The sequence below is a fragment of the Pseudomonas putida genome (assembly GCF_028682475.1).
Classification (GTDB): Bacteria; Pseudomonadota; Gammaproteobacteria; order Pseudomonadales; family Pseudomonadaceae; genus Aquipseudomonas; species Aquipseudomonas putida_AG.
Map to the genome: position 1 here is coordinate 32,516 of NZ_JANHLE010000028.1, position 21,337 is coordinate 53,852.

Sequence of the window (21,337 nt, forward strand, 5' to 3'; positions counted from 1 at the left end):
ACACGCGGGCAGATGGCACGCAGGAAGCCCGGACTAATAAGATGGCATTGAAATCCCCCGCGTTTCGTAAAAAATTCCCGTTGCTGGTCACCGGCGGTTTGCTGGCGCTGCAACCTCTGGCCACCTCGTACGTGGTCGCCGCAGAGCAATTCGACTGCCAAGTGTCCGCTGCCGGAGGCTGGGACTGCAAGCCCAAAGCCAACGCTGCCGCGCTGCCGCCTCGTCCGGTGCATCCGGGTGCAGCTGCCAGCTCGACCGGTGAAGCCACCGCCGAGGCTGGCGAAGCCGTCGAAGAAAGCGGCAAGGGTCCGATGCTCGTTACCGAGAGCAAAGGCCGTGCGCTGAAATCGCGCAGTCCCGACTACAGCCACCTGGACTGGGTTCCGCGTGACCAGCTGACCCCGGCCCAGCTCGCCGAAACCGGGCCGTACTGTGCCGGCGCCTATATCGAGCCGACCCGTCCGGGCATGGATGACACCACGCCGAAGGATGAAGCCCCGACCTTCATCGGCGCCAAGGTTTCCCGCTACCAGCAGGAGCAGCAGATCGCCACCCTCGCCGGTGATGTGGTCATGCGCCAGGGCAGCATGCAGGTTGAAGCCGACGAGGCCAATCTGTACCAGGCCGAGAATCGCGGCGAACTCGCCGGCAACGTCAAGATCCGTGACAACGGTTCGCTGGTGGTCGGTGATCATGCCGACATTCAGCTCGACACCGGTGAAGCCAAGGTCGACAACGCCGAATACGTGATGCACAAGTCGCGTATCCGCGGTAGCGCGCTGTACGCCAAGCGTGCCGAGAACGCCATCATCCGCCTCAAGGATGGTACCTATACCACCTGTGAGCCGAACAGCAACGCCTGGCAGCTCAAGGGCAACAACATCACCCTGAACCCGGCCACCGGTTTCGGTACCGCGACCAACGTCACCCTGCGGGTCAAGGATATTCCGGTGTTCTACACGCCGTATATCTACTTCCCGATCGACGACCGTCGCCAGTCCGGTTTCCTGCCGCCATCGTTCAGTACCAGCAGCGACACCGGCTTCATGCTGGTCACGCCGTACTACTTCAACCTGGCGCCAAACTACGACGCCACCTTGTATCCACGCTACATGGCCAAGCGCGGCATGTTGATGGAAGGCGAGTTCCGCTACCTGACCAAGTCGAGTGAAGGTCAGTTCGGTGGTGCTTTCCTGAATGACAAGAACGATGATCGCAAGGAACAGACCGATTACCAGGACCAGCGCTGGATGGTCAACTGGCAGCACAAGGGCGGCCTTGATGAGCGTCTGCTGGCTGAAGTCGACTACACCGACATCAGCGATCCGTTCTACTTCCAGGACCTGGAATCGGATCAGATTGGCGTCGAAAGCACTGACTTCCTCAATCAGCAAGGTGCGTTGACCTGGCGTGGCGATACATACACTGCGCGCCTGAACGTGCAGTCCTATGAGCTGGCGACCATTTCGCAGATCACCCCGTACGACAAGCTGCCGCAGATCACCATCAACGGGATGCTGCCTTATCATCCGGGTGGTTTTGACTTCAGTTATGAGACTGAAGCGGTTCGATTCGATCGTGACCTGAAAAGCGGAACCGTGTTCGACGAAGACGGCAACATTGATACCAGCGTGCGCGCTGATGGTGGTCGTATCGACCAGAACGTCTTTGGCCTCGCTCGTGCAAACGGCACCCGTCTGCATGCTGCGCCAAAAATCAGCCTGCCTCTGACAGCGACCTACGGCTACCTGACACCATCGCTCAAGTATGCCACTACGCATTACGATCTTGATCTGGACGGCCAGGGCAAACAGCAGGCTGCTACAGCACCGGAAGAGTTTGGCAAATTCGGCAGTTCACAAAGCCGTAACGTACCGATCTTCAGCGTCGACAGCGGTTTGTACTTTGATCGCAACACCCAGTGGTTCGGCAAGAACTATCGCCAGACACTGGAGCCGCGCCTGTACTACCTGTACGTCCCGAATGAAGACCAACAGGACATTCCGGTCTTCGACACCAGTGAATCGACGTTCAACTATGCCTCGCTGTTCCGCGACAACCGTTTCACCGGTAACGATCGCATCGGCGATGAAAACAAGCTGTCTCTGGGTGTAACCAACCGCTGGATCGAAGACAACGGCTTCGAACGTCAACGTTTGAGCGTCGGCCAGGCGCTGTACTTCAAGGACCGCAAGGTTCAATTGCCTGGCATCAAGTTCGAAGACCGCGCAGACGCACAGTCGGATGTTTCTCCCTATGCGCTGGAGTACGAATACCGCTACAACCGCGACTGGCGCTTCAACTCCGACTTCAACTGGGACCCGGACAGCCGCAGCACCCGCTCGGGCAGCGCAATGTTCCACTACCAGCCTGAAGACGACGTCAACAAGGTGGTCAACCTCGGTTACCGCTACCGTAATGACATGGTCACCTACAACAGCACCACCGGTCGCTGGCAGGTGGGCGGCGGTGACTACGGCGTTCCAGGCGACCCGAACTACGTCAAGGACTACTACAAGATCCAGCAACATGACTTCTCGGTCATGTGGCCGATCGTTCCCCAGTGGAACGCGATCGCCCGCTGGCAGCACGACTACAACCGCAACCGTACCCTGGAAGCCTTCGGTGGTTTCGAGTACGACAACTGCTGCTGGAAGCTGCGTCTGATCAACCGTTACTGGATTGACTACGACGATTTCAGCCAGGCAACTCCGCAAAACGAAAAAGGTGACCACGGCGTCTTCCTCCAGGTTGTGCTGAAAGGCCTCGGCGGCGTAGTGGGCAATAAGGTCGAGTCTTTCCTCGACAAAGGCATTCAAGGTTATCGTGAACGTGAAGACCAAGCTTACTGATTGTCTGCGCCCGCTGTTGCTGGGCGCTGTATTGCTGAGCGGCACGGCGCATGCCGCCGTGCAAACTCTGGATAGCGTCGTGGCCATCGTCGATAACGACGTGGTCATGAAGAGCCAACTGGACAGCCGCGTGCGTGAAGTGCAGCAGACCATCGCCAAGCGTGGCGGCTCCGTGCCACCCGCTGGCGTGCTCGATCAACAGGTGCTGGAACGCCTGATCGTCGAAAACCTGCAACTGCAGATCGGCGAACGCTCCGGCATCCGTATCACCGACGAAGAACTGAACCAGGCCATCGGCACCATCGCCCAGCGCAATGGCATGAACCTGGAGCAGTTCCGCGCAGCCCTGGCTCGCGACGGTCTGTCCTATGAGGATGCTCGCGAGCAGGTTCGTCGCGAGATGATCATCAGCCGCGTGCGTCAGCGCCGGGTCGCCGAGCGCATCCAGGTGTCGGAGCAGGAAGTGAAGAACTTCCTCGCCTCGGACATGGGCAAGATGCAGCTGTCGGAAGAGTTCCGCCTGGCCAACATCCTCATCCCGACCCCGGAACGTGCTGATTCGACCGCCATCCAGGCCGCAGCCAAGCAAGCCGAGCAAGTTTACCTGCAGCTCAAGCAGGGCGCCGACTTTGCTCAACTGGCAATCGCCCGTTCGGCAAGCGAAAGCGCGCTGGAAGGTGGTGAGATGGGCTGGCGTAAAGCGGCTCAGCTACCACCGCCCTTCGACCGCATGCTCAGTGCAATGTCGGTGGGTGATGTCACCGAGCCCGTCCGCACCCCGGGCGGCTTCATCATTCTCAAGCTGCAGGAAAAGCGTGGCGGCCAGACCATGGTGCGTGACGAAGTGCACGTTCGCCATATCCTGATCAAGCCTAGCGAGATCCGCAGCGAAGCGGCTACCAAAGCACTGGCAGAGAAACTCTACGAGCGCATCCAGAACGGCGAAGACTTCGCCCAGCTGGCGAAGAGCTACTCCGAAGACCCGGGTTCGGCCCTCAACGGTGGCGACCTGAACTGGATCGACCCGAATGCCCTGGTGCCCGAGTTCCGTGAAGAGATGGCCAACGCCCAGCAGGGTCAGGTCACCAGACCGTTCAAGACCCAGTACGGCTGGCACGTCCTCGAAGTCATTGGCCGCCGCGCCACTGACAGCACCGAACAGGCTCGTGAGCAACAAGCAATGAACGTACTGCGTAACCGCAAGTACGACGAAGAGCTGCAGACCTGGCTGCGTCAGATCCGTGACGAAGCCTACGTTGAAATCAAGCTTCCTGGCGTCGATCAGGCCTCCCAGTGAAACTTCAGCGCTTCGCCCTCACACCCGGCGAGCCGGCCGGCATAGGTCCCGACCTGTGCCTGTTGCTCGCCGCGCAAGCCCAGCCTCACCCCCTGATTGCCATCACCAGCCGTGACCTGCTCGCCGAGCGGGCCACGCAGCTGGGTGTGGCCGTCAACCTGATCCCGGTCAGCCTCGACGCCCTCCCCGACCAGCCGGCCGCAGCCGGCAGCCTGTATGTCTGGGACACGCCCGTGCAGAACCCGGTGGTGGCTGGCCAACTGGACAAGGCCAATGCCGCTTTCGTCCTCGAAACCCTGACCCGCGCGGGCCAGGGCTGCCTGGACGGGCATTTTGCCGGGATGATCACCGCGCCGGTGCACAAGGGTGTAATCAACGAGAGCGGTATCGCTTTCTCCGGGCACACCGAATTTCTCGCCGAACTTACCGGCACCGCACAAGTGGTGATGATGCTGGCCACTCGCGGCCTGCGTGTGGCCCTGGTGACCACTCACCTGCCCCTGCGCGATGTCGCCGACGCCATCACCGCGGAACGCCTGGAACGTGTCACGCGGATCCTGCATGCCGACCTGCAGCAGAAGTTCGGTATCGCCAACCCGCGTATCCTGGTCTGCGGCCTGAACCCGCACGCCGGTGAAGGTGGCCACCTTGGCCATGAAGAAATCGACACCATCGAACCCACATTGGCGCGCCTGCGCAGCGAAGGCATGGACCTGCGCGGCCCGTTGCCCGCCGATACCCTGTTTACCCCCAAATATCTGGAGCACTGCGACGCAGTGCTGGCGATGTACCACGACCAGGGCTTGCCCGTACTCAAGTACAAGGGCTTTGGCGCCGCCGTCAACGTGACCCTGGGCCTGCCGATCATCCGCACCTCGGTCGACCACGGCACCGCCCTGGATCTGGCCGGCAGCGGCAAGATCGACACCGGCAGCCTGCAAGTCGCCCTGGAAACCGCCTACCAGATGGCCGAGACCCGAAAATGACCGAGCAATACCAACACAAGGCGCGCAAGCGCTTTGGCCAGAACTTCCTGCATGATGCTGGCGTTATCGACCGCATCCTGCGCTCGATCCACGCCAAGGCGGGCGATCGCATGCTGGAAATCGGCCCGGGCCAGGGCGCCCTGACCGAAGGCCTGCTGGGCAGCGGCGCACAGCTTGACGTGGTCGAGCTGGACAAGGACCTGGTGCCGATCCTCAACCAGCAATTCGCTGGCCGCGACAACTTCCGCCTGCACCAGGGCGACGCCCTGAAGTTCGACTTCACCAGCCTGGGCGCCGCGCCGAACAGCCTGCGCGTGGTCGGCAACCTGCCGTACAACATCTCCACGCCACTGATCTTCCACCTGCTGGCCAACGCCGAGCTGATCCGCGACATGCACTTCATGCTGCAAAAGGAAGTGGTCGAGCGCCTGGCAGCAGGCCCTGGCGGTGGTGACTGGGGACGTCTGTCGATCATGGTCCAGTACCATTGCCGGGTCGAACACCTGTTCAACGTCGGCCCTGGCGCATTCAATCCGCCGCCGAAGGTCGACTCGGCCATCGTGCGCCTGGTCCCGCACGAAACCCTGCCGTTCCCGGCCAAGGATCACCGCCTGCTGGAGCGCATCGTCCGCGAAGCCTTCAACCAACGGCGCAAGACCCTGCGCAACACCCTCAAGGCCCTACTCAGCAGCGAAGCCATCGAAGCTGCTGGCGTCGACGGTAGCCTGCGCCCGGAGCAACTGGACCTGGCCGCCTTCGTCCGCCTGGCCGACAAGCTGGCCGAGCAACAAGGCAGCCACTAAGCTGCTGCAACGGCCAGTCATGCCCGCATGACTGGCCGGCAACCCCGCCAATAGCCTAGACTGACGCAATCGCCGTATTTGCGTCTGTTTCCAAGGCCCCTTGCATGTCTGATCCCCGCTACCAGATCGACGTCAGCGTCGTGACCCGCTTTCTCAAAGAACAATCCGACCCCGAAAACGAGCGTTTCGCCTTCGCCTACACCATTACCGTGCAGAACAACGGATTGTTGCCGGCCAAATTGATGTCACGTCACTGGCTGATCACCAATGGCGATGGTCAGGTCGAAGAAGTAAAGGGCGCTGGGGTTATTGGCCAGCAGCCGCTGATCGAACCCGGCAAAAGCCACACTTATAGCAGTGGCGCCGTCATCAGCTCCCAGGTCGGCACCATGCAGGGTAGCTATCAGATGGTTGCCGAAGACGGTAAGCGCTTCGACGCCACTATTGCCCCGTTCCGCCTGGCCGTACCCGGAGCCCTGCACTGATGGCGGTGTACGCAGTAGGTGACTTGCAAGGGTGCCTGCAACCGCTCAAGTGCCTGCTTGAGCGAGTCAACTTCAACCCCGCCGTCGACCGTCTGTGGCTGGTAGGCGACCTGGTCAACCGCGGCCCGGAATCGCTGGAGACCCTGCGCTTCCTGTATTCCATCCGTGAATCACTGGTGTGTGTACTGGGTAACCACGACCTGCACCTGCTGGCAGCCTGGCACAACATCGAGCGCCTGAAAAAAAGCGACACCCTGCGCGAAATTCTCCAGGCGCCGGACGCCGACGAACTGCTGGACTGGTTGCGACGGCAAAAGCTGCTGCACTACGACGAGCAACGTGGCGTGGCGCTGGTACATGCCGGCATTCCACCGCAATGGACGCTGGGCAAGGCGCTGGAGCTGGCGAGTGAAGTCGAGGAAGTGCTGCGCGACGACAACCGTCTCAAGCTTTACCTGGACGGCATGTACGGCAACGAGCCGAACAAGTGGAGCAAGGACCTCAACGGCGTGACCCGCCTGCGGGTGATCACCAACTACTTCACCCGCATGCGCTTTTGCACCAGCGAAGGCAAGCTCGACCTCAAAAGCAAAGAAGGCATCGACACCGCACCGGCCGGCTACAAGCCCTGGTTCGCCCACAAAGGACGCCGCTCGCGGCATGTGAAGATCATCTTCGGCCACTGGGCAGCACTTGAAGGCCGCTGCAAGGAGCCGGATGTGATTGCCCTCGACACCGGCTGCGTCTGGGGCGGGGCGATGACCCTGTATAACGTCGACAGCGGCCAGTTCCATCGTTGCGACTGCACCGACGAAGGCACACCGCGCCCTCTTCCAGCGCCAGCACAACCCGCTAGAATAAGCGACCAGTCCTGAAGGAAACCGTACCCATGAGCGAATTCAAACGCATCCCTCCCGAGCAGGCCCAGGCGCTGCGTGAGCAAGGTGCGGTCGTGGTCGACATTCGCGACCCGCAAACCTACGCCCTCAGCCATATCACCGGCTCCAGGCATCTGGACAACCATTCGGTGGCAGACTTCATCCACGGCGCCGACCTCGACGCTCCCACTGTAGTGGTCTGCTATCACGGCAACTCCAGCCAGAGCGCAGCGGCCTACCTGGTCAGCCAGGGCTTTTCCGACGTCTACAGCCTCGACGGCGGCTTTGAGCTGTGGCGCGGCACTTACCCCGCAGAAACCGCTCAAGGCACTGCCGAATAATTTTTTTCACCTGCCGCAGCCCGCGTCCTGTGCGGGCTCGCGCCTGACCAGACGAACGGTCATGGCGAACTTCATGCGCAACCCCCCTTGACCTCCCCGATTACGAACTATCCTTAAGCCCAGGCCATCCAAAAAGGGGAGAGCCGGTACACCGGCGTGCGGGTCATCGGTAGCGAGTTCTAGGTGTTCTGGGGGGTATACAGCAATCGGCATTCGTCGATTGCATGCCAGCATCAGCTGACTGATCCGGCGTCGGCTCCACGTATCGAGCGAGGTGACGTCATGAGTATTTTTAGCCACTTCCAACAACGTTTCGAGTCCACCCGTCAGGAAGAGTTTTCGCTGCAGGAGTACCTTGAGCTCTGCAAAAGCGATCGCAGTGCTTACGCGTCGGCGGCTGAACGCCTGTTGATGGCCATCGGCGAGCCGGAACTGGTCGACACCTCGAACAACTCCAGGCTGTCGCGCATCTTCTCCAACAAGGTGATCCGTCGCTATCCGACCTTTGAAGATTTCCATGGCATGGAGGAGTGCATCGATCAGATCGTCTCCTACTTCCGCCATGCCGCTCAGGGCCTGGAAGAGAAGAAACAGATCCTCTACCTGCTCGGCCCGGTGGGTGGCGGTAAATCCTCGCTGGCGGAAAAACTCAAGCAACTGATGGAGAAGGTGCCCTTCTATGCCATCAAGGGCTCGCCGGTCTTCGAGTCGCCACTGGGGCTGTTCAACGCCACGGAAGACGGCGCGATTCTCGAAGAGGACTTCGGGATTCCGCGGCGCTACCTGAACACCATCATGTCGCCCTGGGCGACCAAGCGACTGGCCGAGTTCGGGGGCGACATCAGCCAGTTCAGGGTGGTCAAACTGTACCCGTCGATCCTCAACCAGATCGCCATCGCCAAGACCGAACCGGGTGACGAGAACAACCAGGACATTTCCGCCCTGGTGGGCAAGGTCGATATCCGCAAACTCGAGGAATACCCACAGAACGACGCCGACGCCTACAGCTATTCGGGCGCACTGTGCCGGGCCAACCAGGGCCTGATGGAGTTCGTCGAGATGTTCAAGGCGCCGATCAAGGTCCTGCACCCGTTGCTGACTGCCACCCAGGAAGGTAACTACAACAGTACCGAAGGCTTGGGTTCGATCCCCTACTCCGGGATCCTGCTGGCCCACTCCAACGAATCGGAATGGCACAGCTTCCGCAACAACAAGAACAACGAAGCGTTCATCGACCGGATCTATATCGTCAAGGTGCCTTACTGCCTGCGCGTCAGCGACGAGATCAAGATCTACGACAAATTGCTGTTCAACAGTTCGCTGGCCAAGGCCCACTGCGCACCCGACACCCTGAAGATGCTCGCACAGTTCACCGTGCTGTCGCGCCTCAAAGAGCCGGAAAACTCGAACATCTATTCGAAGATGCGCGTCTATGACGGCGAAAACCTCAAGGACACCGACCCGAAAGCCAAATCGATCCAGGAATACCGGGACGCTGCCGGGGTGGACGAAGGCATGAATGGCCTGTCGACCCGCTTTGCCTTCAAGATCCTGTCGAAAGTGTTCAACTTCGATCCTCACGAGATCGCCGCCAACCCGGTGCACCTGCTCTACGTACTGGAGCAGCAGATCGAACAGGAACAGTTCCCGGCCGAAGTGCGCGAGCGCTACCTGCGCTACCTGAAAGAGTACCTGGCACCGCGCTACATCGAATTCATCGGCAAGGAAATCCAGACCGCGTACCTGGAGTCCTACAGCGAATACGGCCAGAACATCTTCGACCGCTACGTGCTGTACGCCGACTTCTGGATCCAGGACCAGGAGTACCGCGATCCGGAAACCGGCGAGATCCTCAACCGTATCGCCCTCAACGAAGAGCTGGAAAAAATCGAGAAACCGGCAGGCATCAGCAATCCGAAGGATTTCCGCAACGAGATCGTCAACTTCGTGTTGCGCGCCCGGGCCAACAACAATGGCAAGAACCCGACCTGGCTCAGCTACGAAAAACTGCGGGTAGTGATCGAGAAGAAGATGTTCTCCAACACCGAAGACCTGCTGCCAGTCATCAGCTTCAACGCCAAGGCGAGCAAAGAGGATCAACAGAAACACAACGACTTCGTCACCCGAATGGTGGAACGCGGCTACACAGACAAGCAAGTTCGGCTGCTCTCGGAATGGTACCTGCGGGTCAGAAAATCGCAGTGACCGAGCTGTAAGTGGCAAGCCGCAAGCGCTGCGCCAGGCTGTTGTCAGCCACCTGGCCGGGCTTGCGGCTTGAAGCTTGAGTCTTCAGCTCCCCGGAGGGGCCTATGAGCTATGTGATCGACCGACGCCTGAACGGCAAGAACAAGAGCACGGTCAACCGCCAGCGCTTTTTGCGGCGTTACCGTGACCACATCAAGAAAGCCGTCGAGGAGGCCGTAAGTCGCCGCTCCATTACCGACATGGAGCATGGTGAGCAAATCAGCATACCCGGCCGCGATATCGACGAGCCGGTGCTTCACCACGGCCGCGGTGGCAAACAGACCGTGGTCCACCCAGGCAACAAGGAGTTCACCGCTGGCGAGCACATCGCTCGGCCACAGGGTGGCGGCGGTGGCAGTGGCCGCGGCAAGGCCGGCAATTCCGGCGAGGGAATGGACGAGTTCGTCTTCCAGATTACCCAGGAGGAATTTCTCGAATTCATGTTCGAAGACCTGGAGCTGCCCAACCTGGTCAAACGCCACCTGGCCGGCACCGACACCTTCAAGACCGTGCGTGCCGGTATCAGCAACGAAGGCAACCCGTCTCGCATCAACATCATCCGCACCCTGCGCTCGGCGCATGCCCGACGCATCGCCCTGTCCGGCAGCAGCCGCGCCAAACTGCGCGTGGCGCAAGAGGAACTGGCGCGACTTAAACGGGAAGAACCGGACAATTTCGGCGATATCCAGGAAATAGAAGCCGAAATCGAGCGGTTGAGCGCGCGTATAAACCGCGTTCCTTTCCTCGATACTTTCGACCTCAAGTACAACCTGCTGATCAAACAACCCAACCCCAGCTCGAAAGCGGTGATGTTCTGCCTGATGGACGTTTCCGGCTCCATGACCCAGGCCACCAAGGATATCGCCAAGCGCTTTTTCATCCTTTTGTATCTGTTCCTCAAGCGCAATTACGACAAGATCGAAGTGGTGTTCATCCGCCACCACACCAGTGCCCGCGAAGTCGACGAAGAAGAGTTCTTCTACTCCCGGGAAACCGGCGGCACTATCGTCTCCAGCGCCCTGAAGCTGATGCAGGAGATCATGGCCGAACGCTACCCGGCCAACGAGTGGAACATCTACGCCGCGCAAGCTTCCGACGGCGACAACTGGAACGATGATTCGCCGATCTGCCGCGAGATCCTTACCAAGCAGATCATGCCGTTCGTCCAGTACTACACTTACGTTGAGATCACCCCCCGCGAACATCAGGCATTGTGGTTCGAATATGAACGTATCGGCGAAGCCTTTGCCGATACCTTCGCCCAGCAGCAGCTGGTGTCGGCCGGCGATATCTATCCGGTCTTCCGTGAACTCTTCCAGCGCAGGTTAGTGACATGACCGCTAGAGAGCAGAAGCGCCACCCCATTTCCACCGGTTCCGAATGGACATTCGAACTGATCCAGGCCTATGACCGGGAAATCAGCCGCCTGGCCGAGCGCTATGCCCTGGACACTTACCCCAACCAGATCGAAGTGATCACCGCCGAGCAGATGATGGACGCCTACGCCTCCGTCGGCATGCCCCTGGGCTATCACCATTGGTCCTACGGCAAACACTTCCTCAGCACCGAGAAGTCCTACAGCCGCGGCCAGATGGGCCTGGCCTACGAGATTGTGATCAACTCCGACCCGTGCATTGCCTACCTGATGGAAGAAAACACCATCTGCATGCAGGCCCTGGTGGTTGCTCACGCCTGTTACGGTCACAACAGCTTCTTCAAGGGCAATTACCTGTTCCGCACCTGGACCGATGCCAGCTCGATCATCGATTACCTGGTGTTCGCCAAGCAGTACATTACCCAGTGCGAGGAGCGCCACGGCATCGATGCCGTGGAGGACCTGCTCGACTCCTGCCACGCCCTGATGAACTACGGCGTCGACCGCTACAAACGCCCCTACCCTATTTCCGCCGAAGAGGAACGGCGTCGACAGAAGGAACGCGAAGAACACCTGCAGAAGCAGATCAACGACCTGTGGCGGACCATTCCCAAGGGCGCCGACAAGAACAGCGACCGCGATAACGCGCGCTTTCCGGCCGAGCCCCAGGAAAACATTCTCTACTTCATCGAGAAACACGCACCGCTGCTCGAACCCTGGCAACGCGAGATCGTGCGCATCGTGCGCAAAATCGCCCAGTATTTCTACCCGCAACGCCAGACCCAGGTGATGAACGAAGGCTGGGCGACGTTCTGGCATTACACCCTGATGAACGACCTGTACGACGAAGGCCTGGTCACTGAGGGCTTCATGATGGAGTTCCTGCAGTCACACACCAGCGTGGTGTTCCAGCCCGGTTTCGACAGCCCCTACTACAGCGGCATCAACCCCTATGCCCTGGGTTTTGCCATGTACCGCGACATCCGGCGCATGTGCGAACACCCTACTGAAGAGGACCGTCGCTGGTTCCCCGATATCGCCGGCAGCGACTGGTTGTCGACCATCAAGTTCGCCATGAGCAGCTTCAAGGACGAGAGTTTCATCCTGCAGTACCTGTCACCCACGGTGATCCGCGACCTCAAGCTGTTCAGCATCCTCGATGACGACCAGCGCGATGACCTGCTGGTGCCGGCCATCCATGATGAAAGCGGTTACCGGATCATTCGTGAAACCCTGGCCGCCCAGTACAACCTGGGCAACCGCGAACCCAACGTGCAGATCTGGAGCATCGACCGGCGTGGCGACCGCTCCCTGACCCTGCGCCACCAGCAACACGATCGCAAGCCGCTGGGCGACTCGACCGAGGAGGTGCTCAAGCACCTGCACCGCCTCTGGGGCTTCGATATCCACCTGGAAACCCTGCAGGGCGACCAGATCATGAAAACCCACCATGTGCCGCCCAAGGGCGAGCATGGCGAAGCCGAGTACGGGCGCCTGGACCTGGCGGTCGTGCACCTCTAGCCAACCCTCCGTTGCTGCCAGACAGGGTATCCTGTGGCATCAACGGAGGATTTTCATGCAGATCTACAAAGTCGGCGGTGCCGTACGCGACCGCCTGCTCGGCCGGCCGGTCAGTGATATCGACTGGGTTGTGGTCGGCGCTAGCGCAGAGCAAATGCAGGCGCTCGGCTATCGGCCCGTGGGCGCCGACTTTCCGGTGTTCATCCACCCCAAAAGCGGCGAGGAATACGCCCTGGCGCGCACCGAGCGCAAGAGCGGGCGCGGTTACGGCGGCTTTACCTTTCACGCCAGCCCCGAGGTCACCCTCGAAGAAGACCTGATCCGCCGCGACCTGACCATCAACGCCATGGCCGAAGATGAGCAGGGTAATGTCTGCGATCCTTATGGTGGCCAGAAAGATCTCGAAGCCCGTGTTTTACGCCACGTTTCCCCCGCATTCACCGAAGATCCCCTACGAGTCCTGCGCGTCGCCCGCTTCGCAGCGCGCTACGCCGCAATGGGTTTCAAGGTCGCGCCGCAAACCATCGAGCTGATGCGCCAGCTCAGCGAATCCGGTGAACTCCAGGCACTCACCGCCGAGCGCAGCTGGAAAGAAATTTCCCGGGCACTGATGGAAGATCAACCTCAGGTGTTCATTCAGGTGCTGCGCGATTGTGGCGCCCTCAAAGAGCTGATGCCTGAACTCGATGCACTGTTCGGCGTACCGCAGCCTGCGGCCCACCACCCGGAAATCGACAGTGGCATACACACACTCTCGGTGCTCGAACAAGCAGCACAGTATCAGCAGCCCCTGAGCGTGCGCTGGGCCTGCCTGCTGCACGATCTGGGCAAAGGGCTTACCCCAGAGGATGAGTGGCCTCGGCACATCGCTCATGAGCAGCGCGGGCTCAAGCTGATCAAAGCGGTCAACCAGCGCTTCAAGGTGCCACGCGATTGCCAGGAACTGGCGGCGCTGGTCGGTGAGTACCACACGCACTGCCACCGCGCCTTGGAGCTCAGGGCCTCGACCTTGCTTGAATTGCTGCAAAGCTTCGATGTTTATCGTCGGCCGCAGCGTTTTGAAGAGTTCATTGCGGCTTGTGAAATGGACGCCCGAGGGCGCAAGGGACTGGAGCAGCGGCAGTACCCGCAAGCCGATTACCTGCGCGGTGCGGCGGCGGCAGCGCGGGCAGTGCAAGTGCAACCACTGGTACAGCAGGGGCTCACTGGCCAGGCGCTGGGTGAAGCACTGAAGGGGGAGCGACTGAAAGCCTTGAAGGCTTACAAGGACGGCTTCCACAGCTGATACGGTGGCGCTCGCATCGCCGGCAAGGCCGGCTCCCACACGAACCCGTGGGAGCTTGCCTTGCCAGGGATTGGGCCTCAAAGACTGGTGAGTTGTTGCCCACGCCACTCAAACGGGACTGGCGCGAGCACTTGCTCGATCTGCGCCTCTTGCCACAGCTGACTCATGGTTTTCCCTGCCCCCGGATGCACCAGCTCGGGAGCAATCAACGAAAGCGGCCACAGCACAAAGGCATTCTTGAGGATCTCGGCGCGGGGCAGCACCAAGCCGTCAAAACTGCCATGCAAATCGTTGTACATCAGCACATCGATATCCAGCGGCAGGCCTTTGCGCTCTGGCGCATAGCGACCGTTATCGGCTTCGATGAACTTGAGCCGACGGTCCAGCTCCATCAACGGCATATCGGTCAACCCGGTCACCACCAGATTGAAGAACGGACCGCTTTTGATGCCCACGGCCTGACTTTCGAACACGGCCGAACACTGCATGCCCTGCAGAAAAACAGCCAGCGCATCCAGCCCTGCAGTCAAATGCCGCTCACGCTCGACATTACTGCCAAGGCCAAGGTAAACCCGGTTCAGAGACATCCGCGCTCGATCTCCACGCCCACTCCTGTGGCGGCTGAAACGGCGCCTGGCTTGGTCAGCTTGAGCTGCAGCCAGGGGATCTGGAATTCACTCATCAACACCGCTGCCAGGCGCTCGGCAAAGGTCTCGACCAACTGGAATTCGGACTGTTCGGCAAACGCCTGGATACGCGCAGTGACACTGGCGTAGTCCAGGGCCAGGGTCAGGTCGTCGCCCGCCGCCGCAGGCCGGTTGTCCCAGGCAAAACGCAGGTCCAGGCGCAGGCACTGGCGAATGCCACGCTCCCAGTCATAGGCACCGATGACGGTATCGACTTCCAGGCCTTCGATGAACACTCTGTCCAAGCACTTCTCTCCACTGCACGACAAGGGCGACTGGCGCCGTTAGAATCAGGGCGTCCTCGCCCGGAATAGTTAGCATGTTTTGGTTACTGGCACTGCTCGCCTACCTGCTTGGCTCTCTGTCCTTTGCCATACTCCTGAGCCGCCTCAATGGCAGCCCGGACCCGCGCATGAGCGGTTCTGGCAACGCCGGGGCAACCAACATGCTGCGTCTGGCCGGCCGCAAACTGGCGGTCCTGACCCTGCTCGGCGACCTGTGCAAGGGCTTGTTGCCCGTACTGGTCGCCAGTCTTGCCGGCCTTGATCTGCAACAACAGGCCTGGATCGGCGTGTGTGCGGTCATCGGCCATCTGTTTCCGGTGTACTTCTGCTTTCGCGGCGGCAAAGGTGTCGCCACCGCCGCCGGCCTGCTTCTCGGGCTCTACCCGCCAGCGGCGCTATTGGCCATCGGCGCCTGGCTGCTGACCTTCTACCTGACCCGCACCAGCTCCCTGGCGGCACTGATCGCCACCCCGCTAACCCTGCCACTGCTGGCCTGGCGCGAGCCGGAAGCGCTATTGCCGATCAGCGTGCTGACCGTGCTGATCGTCTGGCGTCACCGCGGCAATCTACGCGACCTTTTTGCCGGCCGCGAACGGCATTTCTGAATCCTGCGCCTGAACGCCGCTCATCACAGCGGCGCCAGCTGCTCCATCGGCCAGCGTGCCTGTACACTGATCGCCAGACTTTCCTGCTGCCCCGCAGCCAGGCGCTGACAACCGGCGTAGGCGATCATCGCGCCATTGTCGGTGCAGAACTGTGGCCGGGCGTAGTAGACATTGCCCTTGATGCCCGCCAGCATGTCCTCCAGCGCGGTGCGCAGGGCCTTGTTGGCACTGACCCCGCCAGCGATCACCAGGCGCTTGAGGCCGGTCTGCTTCAAGGCACGCTTGCACTTGATGGTCAGAGTCTCCACCACCGCCTGCTGGAAGGCCAGCGACACGTCGCAACGGGTTTGCTCGCCGTCGTCCCCAGCACGCTGGCACTGCTGCCAGGTGTTGAGGGCAAAGGTCTTGAGGCCGCTGAAGCTGAAATCCAGGCCAGGACGATCGGTCATTGGCCGCGGGAAAACAAAGCGACCAGGAACGCCCTGAGTCGCTAGACGGGCGATTTCCGGACCACCAGGATAATTCAGCCCCATCAGCTTGGCGGTCTTGTCGAACGCCTCGCCCGCTGCATCATCGAGGGTTTCACCCAGCAACTCGTAGCGACCGATGCCGTCCACACGCACCAGCTGGGTATGCCCACCGGACACCAGCAAGGCAACGAACGGAAACTCCGGCGGCTGCTCTTCGAGCATCGGCGCGAGCAAATGCCCTTCCATGTGATGCACGCCCAGCGCCGGAATGCCCCAGGCAAACGCCAGGGCCTGGGCGCAGGACGCCCCCACCAGCAGCGCGCCGACCAGCCCGGGTCCAGCGGTGTAGGCAATGGCATCAATTTCGGTAGCGACACAGTCGGCCTCGTCCAGCACCTGGCGGATCAACGGCAGCATGCGCTTGACGTGATCGCGCGAGGCGAGCTCCGGCACCACGCCGCCATAGGCGCGGTGCAGGTCGATCTGGCTGAACAATGCATCGGCCAAAAGACCGCGTTCACTGTCGTATAATGCGACGCCGGTTTCGTCGCAGGATGTTTCTAATCCCAGTACTAGCATGGGTTTGCGCCTTGCGGAGGCTGAATTCGAAGGCGCGCATGATAGTCCCCACTCCCGGTGCCGACCAGCGGTTTTCGATCAGAGGCTTTGCATTCCGGCTGGCTAAGGGTTAACATCCGCAACCCTTAAAAACCGACGTTCTCCAGTGCACAGTTTTGCCACGAGTTCGTTGACCCCCGGTAATGAATGAAGGTAGCTCTGGATGCCAGCCGTCAAAGTTAAAGAGAATGAACCCTTCGACGTAGCTCTGCGTCGTTTCAAGCGCTCCTGCGAAAAAGCCGGTGTTCTGGCTGAAGTTCGTAGCCGCGAATTTTACGAGAAGCCGACTTCTGAGCGTAAGCGCAAAGCAGCAGCCGCTGTTAAACGTCACGCCAAGAAAGTTCAGCGCGAACAGCGCCGCGCCGTTCGTCTGTACTAATACAGACGTCCGTCGCAAGCTTCTGCCTCGCCCGGCCCAAAGCCGGGCTGCCGGCAGTAGTTGCTTGATCCTCAGGTCCCTGGACCCGAGGCGTCCCATTGCCCTGCAGTGTGGACAACCTGCCTGAAACGTCAGAACTGGCCTCAACGCCAGCTGTGCACGTCATTACTGACGAGCCCTCACCGGCTACAGACGAGCACGTCTTTCCGAATTTTGTGTTACGCCATTCGACATCGCTCGAACGCGCAGCCGTTCCCGCAGCATTAGCGATTACACTTGCTTATCGCCTGATGATGAGAGTGCCATGGCCGGGCTGATTCCCCAAAGCTTCATCGACGACCTCCTCAACCGTACCGACATCGTCGATGTGGTGAGTTCGCGCGTGCAGCTGAAAAAGGCCGGCAAGAACCTCACCGCCTGCTGCCCGTTCCACAAGGAAAAAACCCCGTCCTTCAGCGTCAGCCCCGACAAGCAGTTCTATTACTGCTTCGGCTGCGGCGCGGGTGGCAACGCCCTTGGCTTCATCATGGACCACGACAACCTGGACTTTCCCCAGGCCGTCGAGGAACTGGCCAAGGCTGCCGGCATGGAAGTCCCGCGCGAAGAAGGTGGACGCGGGCAAAAGCCCCGGCAACCCACCGACTCGCCGCTGTACCCCTTGTTGGAAGCGGCTGCCGAATTTTATCGCCAGGCCCTGAAAAGTCACCCGACCCGTCGCTCGGCGGTGGAATACCTCAAGGGCCGCGGCCTGTCCGGAGAAATCGCTCGCGACTTCGGCCTCGGCTACGCCCCACCCGGCTGGGACAACCTGTTCAAACATCTGAGCAGCGATACCCTGCAACAGAAGGCCATGATCGATGCTGGCCTGCTGATCGAGAACGCCGAGTCCGGCAAGCGCTACGATCGCTTCCGTGACCGGGTCATGTTCCCGATCCGCGACAGCCGTGGCCGGGTCATTGCCTTCGGCGGCCGGGTGCTTGGCGACGACAAGCCCAAGTACCTGAACTCCCCGGAAACGCCGGTCTTCCACAAAGGCCAGGAGCTGTACGGGCTATACGAAGCGCGCAAGTTCAACCGCAACCTCGATGAAATCATCGTCGTCGAAGGCTACATGGACGTCATTGCCCTGGCCCAGCAGGGCCTGCGCAACGCGGTGGCGACCCTGGGTACGGCCACCAGCGAAGAACACCTCAAGCGCCTGTTTCGCGTGGTCCCCAGCGTATTGTTCTGCTTCGATGGCGACCAGGCCGGCCGCAACGCCGCCTGGCGCGCCCTGGAGGCCACCCTTTCGAGCCTGCAGGACGGCCGCAAGGCGCGTTTCCTGTTCCTGCCCGAAGGCGAAGACCCCGACACCCTGATCCGCGCCGAAGGCACCGACGCCTTCCGCGCTCGCATCAATCAGCATGCCCAACCTCTGGCTGACTACTTTTTCCAGCAGTTGACCGAGGAAGCCGACCCGCGCTCGCTCGAGGGCAAGGCCCATATGGCCACCCTGGCAGCACCGTTGATCGAAAAAGTGCCCGGCGCCAACCTTCGTGCCCTGATGCGCAATCGCCTCAAGGAAATCACCGGGCTCGACAACCAGCAGGTCGAGCAACTGAGCCATAGCGCGCCCAGCGAAGCGCCGCCCAGCTACGACCCGGGCATCGATTACGACGCCATTCCCGACTACACGCCAGACTACGGCGACTTCCACCAACCCGAGTACGCACCGCCGCAACAGCAGTGGACGCCGAACAAGGGCGGCAAGAAGAAATGGGAAGGCAAGCCGTGGGACAAGAAGGGCAAGCCGTGGGAGCGCAACGGTCAACGCCAGGATGCCCCGCCACGCGTGCCGACTTCGGTGGAACCCCCGACCTTGAGCGCTCTGCGCACCCTGCTGCACCATCCGCAGCTGGCCAAGAAAGTCGAAGATGCCGGCCATTTTGCGGCCGAAGAGCACGTCTACGCCCAGCTGCTGGTGGCCCTGCTGGAGGCGTTGCAAAAGAATCCTGAGCTACGCTCACTACAGCTGATTGCACGCTGGCACGGCACTGAACAAGGCCGATTGTTGCGGGCATTGGCGGAAAAGGAATGGCTGATCGATGCCGACAACCTTGAACAACAGTTTTTCGACACTATAACTAGCTTGTCCGCTCGCCAACGCGAGCGAAGCCTGGAACATTTGCTCAGGAAAGCACGTCAAAGTGAACTGAGCGCAGAGGAAAAAAATCAGCTGCGCGACCTGTTAAGCCGGAATGTTCCCGCACAAACCCCGACCTCAACTGGCGCGTGAGGTCCTAGCTCGGGTATAATCCTCGGCTTGTTTTTTGCCCGCCAAGACCTTCAGTGGATAGGGTGTTATGTCCGGAAAAGCGCAACAGCAGTCTCGCATCAAAGAGTTGATCACCCGCGGTCGTGAGCAGGGCTACCTGACTTACGCGGAGGTCAACGACCACCTGCCAGAGGATATTTCAGATCCGGAGCAGGTGGAAGACATCATCCGCATGATCAACGACATGGGGATCAACGTATTCGAGAGTGCTCCGGATGCGGATGCCCTTTTGTTGGCCGAAGCCGATACCGACGAAGCCGCAGCTGAAGAAGCCGCCGCAGCGTTGGCGGCTGTGGAAACCGATATTGGTCGCACGACTGACCCGGTGCGCATGTACATGCGTGAAATGGGTACCGTCGAGCTGCTGACCCGCGAAGGCGAGATCGAAATCGCCAAGCGTATCGAAGAAGGTATTCGTGAAGTCATGGGCGCTATCGCTCACTTCCCGGGTACTGTCGACTACATTCTCAGCGAATACGACCGGGTAACCGCCGAAGGCGGCCGCCTGTCGGATGTTCTCAGTGGCTACATCGACCCGGACGACGGCATTGCCCCGCCGGCCGAAGTGCCGCCGCCGATCGATCCGAAAGCGCCGGCCAAGGCCGAAGCCGACGACGAAGACGAAGAGAAGGAAGGTGAAGAGGAAGAGGAAGAGGCCGAAAGCGGTCCCGACCCGGTCATCGCCCAGCAGCGCTTTGGTGCCGTTCAGGAACAACTGAACGCTACCCTCAAAGTGCTGAAGAAGAACGGCCGCCAGCACAAGGACAGCCTCAAGGCGATGCTTGAACTGGCAGAACTGTTCATGCCGATCAAGCTGGTGCCGAAGCAGTTCGAAGTACTGGTTGAACGTGTTCGCAGCGCCCTGGATCGCCTGCGCCAGCAAGAACGCGCCATCATGCAACTGTGTGTCCGTGACGCACGCATGCCACGCGCCGACTTCCTGCGCCTGTTCCCGAGCAACGAAATCGACCAGACCTGGGCCAGCGACCTGGCCAAGCGCAGCACCAAATGGGCCGCGGCCCTGGGTGAAAAGAGCGATGCCATCGTCGCCTGCCAGCAGAAGCTGATCGACCTCGAAAGCGAAACCGGCCTGACCATCGCCGAGATCAAGGACATCAACCGTCGCATGTCGATCGGTGAAGCCAAGGCTCGTCGTGCCAAGAAGGAAATGGTCGAGGCCAACCTGCGTCTGGTTATCTCGATCGCCAAGAAGTACACCAACCGCGGCCTGCAGTTCCTCGACCTGATCCAGGAAGGCAACATCGGCCTGATGAAGGCGGTGGACAAGTTCGAATACCGTCGTGGTTACAAGTTCTCGACCTATGCCACCTGGTGGATTCGCCAGGCGATCACCCGTTCGATCGCCGACCAGGCCCGCACCATCCGTATCCCGGTGCACATGATCGAGACGATCAACAAGCTCAACCGTATTTCCCGGCAGATGCTGCAGGAAATGGGCCGTGAACCGACCCCGGAAGAGCTGGGTGAGCGCATGGAAATGCCTGAGGACAAGATCCGCAAGGTATTGAAGATCGCCAAAGAGCCGATCTCCATGGAAACCCCGATCGGTGATGACGAAGATTCGCACCTGGGTGACTTCATCGAAGACTCGACCATGCAGTCGCCAATCGATGTCGCCACGGTCGAAAGCCTCAAGGAAGCGACCCGTGACGTGCTCTCCGGTCTGACCGCACGCGAAGCCAAAGTGCTGCGCATGCGTTTCGGTATCGACATGAACACCGATCACACCCTCGAAGAGGTCGGCAAGCAGTTCGACGTGACCCGTGAACGGATCCGTCAGATTGAAGCCAAGGCGCTGCGCAAGCTGCGTCACCCGACGCGAAGCGAGCATTTGCGCTCCTTCCTCGACGAGTGATGACAAACCCCGGCCCAGGCCGGGGTTTTTCTTTTCTG

Annotated in this window: 18 protein-coding genes; 15 read left to right on the plus strand and 3 right to left on the minus strand. The window is 60.5% G+C overall.

Features of this window, described 5'->3' with window-relative positions:
- Positions 1–41 precede the first annotated feature (41 nt).
- The 11 genes from NPS47_RS20390 (at position 42) to NPS47_RS20440 (ending at position 14,067) form a co-directional block, all read left to right on the plus strand.
- On the plus strand, positions 42–2,852 hold the full coding sequence (locus NPS47_RS20390) for an LPS-assembly protein LptD (protein WP_274296577.1): 2,811 nt from the start codon (positions 42–44) through the stop codon (positions 2,850–2,852).
- On the plus strand, positions 2,833–4,149 hold the full coding sequence (gene surA, locus NPS47_RS20395; protein WP_274296578.1) for a peptidylprolyl isomerase SurA: 1,317 nt from the start codon (positions 2,833–2,835) through the stop codon (positions 4,147–4,149). Before NPS47_RS20390 ends, surA begins: the two co-directional genes overlap by 20 nt.
- A complete protein-coding gene (pdxA, locus tag NPS47_RS20400; RefSeq protein WP_274296579.1) occupies positions 4,146–5,135 on the plus strand; it encodes a 4-hydroxythreonine-4-phosphate dehydrogenase PdxA in 990 nt (329 codons plus the stop codon). The genes surA and pdxA overlap by 4 nt, the downstream gene beginning before the upstream one ends.
- A complete protein-coding gene (gene rsmA / locus NPS47_RS20405; protein WP_274296580.1) occupies positions 5,132–5,938 on the plus strand; it encodes a 16S rRNA (adenine(1518)-N(6)/adenine(1519)-N(6))-dimethyltransferase RsmA in 807 nt (268 codons plus the stop codon). The genes pdxA and rsmA overlap by 4 nt, the downstream gene beginning before the upstream one ends.
- A gap of 104 nt (positions 5,939–6,042) precedes the next feature.
- Positions 6,043–6,423: a Co2+/Mg2+ efflux protein ApaG gene (gene apaG / locus NPS47_RS20410; RefSeq protein WP_274296581.1), complete on the plus strand. Its 381-nt coding sequence runs from the start codon at positions 6,043–6,045 to the stop codon at positions 6,421–6,423.
- Positions 6,423–7,298, plus strand: coding sequence for a symmetrical bis(5'-nucleosyl)-tetraphosphatase (locus NPS47_RS20415; protein ID WP_274296582.1), 876 nt, complete (start codon positions 6,423–6,425; stop codon positions 7,296–7,298). Before apaG ends, NPS47_RS20415 begins: the two co-directional genes overlap by 1 nt.
- A gap of 14 nt (positions 7,299–7,312) precedes the next feature.
- On the plus strand, positions 7,313–7,642 hold the full coding sequence (gene glpE / locus NPS47_RS20420) for a thiosulfate sulfurtransferase GlpE (RefSeq protein WP_274296583.1): 330 nt from the start codon (positions 7,313–7,315) through the stop codon (positions 7,640–7,642).
- A gap of 282 nt (positions 7,643–7,924) precedes the next feature.
- A complete protein-coding gene (locus NPS47_RS20425; RefSeq protein ID WP_274296584.1) occupies positions 7,925–9,847 on the plus strand; it encodes a PrkA family serine protein kinase in 1,923 nt (640 codons plus the stop codon).
- Positions 9,848–9,951: 104 nt separating this feature from the next.
- Positions 9,952–11,223 carry a YeaH/YhbH family protein gene (locus NPS47_RS20430; protein ID WP_274296585.1) on the plus strand — a complete coding sequence of 424 codons (1,272 nt, stop codon included), beginning with the start codon at positions 9,952–9,954 and terminating at the stop codon, positions 11,221–11,223.
- Positions 11,220–12,782 (plus strand): SpoVR family protein, encoded by a 1,563-nt coding sequence (locus tag NPS47_RS20435; RefSeq protein ID WP_274296586.1) that lies wholly within the window; start codon positions 11,220–11,222, stop codon positions 12,780–12,782. Before NPS47_RS20430 ends, NPS47_RS20435 begins: the two co-directional genes overlap by 4 nt.
- Positions 12,783–12,837: 55 nt before the next feature.
- A complete protein-coding gene (locus tag NPS47_RS20440) occupies positions 12,838–14,067 on the plus strand; it encodes a multifunctional CCA addition/repair protein (protein ID WP_274296587.1) in 1,230 nt (409 codons plus the stop codon).
- Between the two features lie 77 nt (positions 14,068–14,144).
- Here NPS47_RS20440 and folK read toward each other — a convergent pair whose 3' ends face one another.
- Both folK and folB read right to left on the minus strand, forming a co-directional pair.
- The gene (gene folK, locus NPS47_RS20445) at positions 14,145–14,654 is read right to left on the minus strand and encodes a 2-amino-4-hydroxy-6-hydroxymethyldihydropteridine diphosphokinase (RefSeq protein ID WP_274296588.1); all 510 of its coding nucleotides are present in this window, start codon (positions 14,652–14,654) and stop codon (positions 14,145–14,147) included.
- Entirely contained in the window at positions 14,645–14,998 is a 354-nt protein-coding gene (folB, locus tag NPS47_RS20450; RefSeq protein ID WP_038606019.1) for a dihydroneopterin aldolase, read from the minus strand. The genes folK and folB overlap by 10 nt, the downstream gene beginning before the upstream one ends.
- Positions 14,999–15,072: 74 nt before the next feature.
- Between folB and plsY the strand changes: the two genes are divergently transcribed.
- Positions 15,073–15,642: a glycerol-3-phosphate 1-O-acyltransferase PlsY gene (gene plsY, locus NPS47_RS20455; RefSeq protein WP_274296589.1), complete on the plus strand. Its 570-nt coding sequence runs from the start codon at positions 15,073–15,075 to the stop codon at positions 15,640–15,642.
- A gap of 23 nt (positions 15,643–15,665) precedes the next feature.
- On the opposite strand, the gene tsaD is transcribed toward plsY, so the two are convergent.
- Positions 15,666–16,691, minus strand: coding sequence for a tRNA (adenosine(37)-N6)-threonylcarbamoyltransferase complex transferase subunit TsaD (gene tsaD, locus NPS47_RS20460; protein ID WP_274296590.1), 1,026 nt, complete (start codon positions 16,689–16,691; stop codon positions 15,666–15,668).
- A gap of 202 nt (positions 16,692–16,893) precedes the next feature.
- Here tsaD and rpsU point away from each other — a divergent pair, with 202 nt between their 5' ends.
- From rpsU to rpoD, 3 genes are all read left to right on the plus strand, one after another.
- Positions 16,894–17,109: a 30S ribosomal protein S21 gene (rpsU, locus tag NPS47_RS20465; protein WP_002551877.1), complete on the plus strand. Its 216-nt coding sequence runs from the start codon at positions 16,894–16,896 to the stop codon at positions 17,107–17,109.
- 304 nt (positions 17,110–17,413) lie between these two features.
- Complete coding sequence (gene dnaG, locus NPS47_RS20470; RefSeq protein WP_274296591.1) at positions 17,414–19,384, plus strand: DNA primase; 1,971 nt, start codon at positions 17,414–17,416, stop codon at positions 19,382–19,384.
- Positions 19,385–19,451: 67 nt separating this feature from the next.
- Entirely contained in the window at positions 19,452–21,299 is a 1,848-nt protein-coding gene (rpoD, locus tag NPS47_RS20475) for an RNA polymerase sigma factor RpoD (protein WP_274296592.1), read from the plus strand.
- The last annotated feature ends 38 nt before the right edge of the window (positions 21,300–21,337 follow it).

Bases quoted from the DNA above. Each gene is read 5' to 3' on its own strand.
- NPS47_RS20390 (WP_274296577.1), top strand. From the start codon at position 42: ATGGCATTGAAATCCCCCGCGTTTCGTAAAAAATTCCCGTTGCTGGTC.
- rsmA (WP_274296580.1), top strand. From the start codon at position 5,132: ATGACCGAGCAATACCAACACAAGGCGCGCAAGCGCTTTGGCCAGAAC.
- apaG (WP_274296581.1), top strand. From the start codon at position 6,043: ATGTCTGATCCCCGCTACCAGATCGACGTCAGCGTCGTGACCCGCTTT.
- NPS47_RS20415 (WP_274296582.1), top strand. From the start codon at position 6,423: ATGGCGGTGTACGCAGTAGGTGACTTGCAAGGGTGCCTGCAACCGCTC.
- glpE (WP_274296583.1), top strand. From the start codon at position 7,313: ATGAGCGAATTCAAACGCATCCCTCCCGAGCAGGCCCAGGCGCTGCGT.
- NPS47_RS20425 (WP_274296584.1), top strand. From the start codon at position 7,925: ATGAGTATTTTTAGCCACTTCCAACAACGTTTCGAGTCCACCCGTCAG.
- NPS47_RS20430 (WP_274296585.1), top strand. From the start codon at position 9,952: ATGAGCTATGTGATCGACCGACGCCTGAACGGCAAGAACAAGAGCACG.
- NPS47_RS20435 (WP_274296586.1), top strand. From the start codon at position 11,220: ATGACCGCTAGAGAGCAGAAGCGCCACCCCATTTCCACCGGTTCCGAA.
- NPS47_RS20440 (WP_274296587.1), top strand. From the start codon at position 12,838: ATGCAGATCTACAAAGTCGGCGGTGCCGTACGCGACCGCCTGCTCGGC.
- folK (WP_274296588.1), bottom strand. From the start codon at position 14,654: ATGTCTCTGAACCGGGTTTACCTTGGCCTTGGCAGTAATGTCGAGCGT.
- plsY (WP_274296589.1), top strand. From the start codon at position 15,073: ATGTTTTGGTTACTGGCACTGCTCGCCTACCTGCTTGGCTCTCTGTCC.
- tsaD (WP_274296590.1), bottom strand. From the start codon at position 16,691: ATGCTAGTACTGGGATTAGAAACATCCTGCGACGAAACCGGCGTCGCA.
- rpsU (WP_002551877.1), top strand. From the start codon at position 16,894: ATGCCAGCCGTCAAAGTTAAAGAGAATGAACCCTTCGACGTAGCTCTG.
- dnaG (WP_274296591.1), top strand. From the start codon at position 17,414: ATGGCCGGGCTGATTCCCCAAAGCTTCATCGACGACCTCCTCAACCGT.
- rpoD (WP_274296592.1), top strand. From the start codon at position 19,452: ATGTCCGGAAAAGCGCAACAGCAGTCTCGCATCAAAGAGTTGATCACC.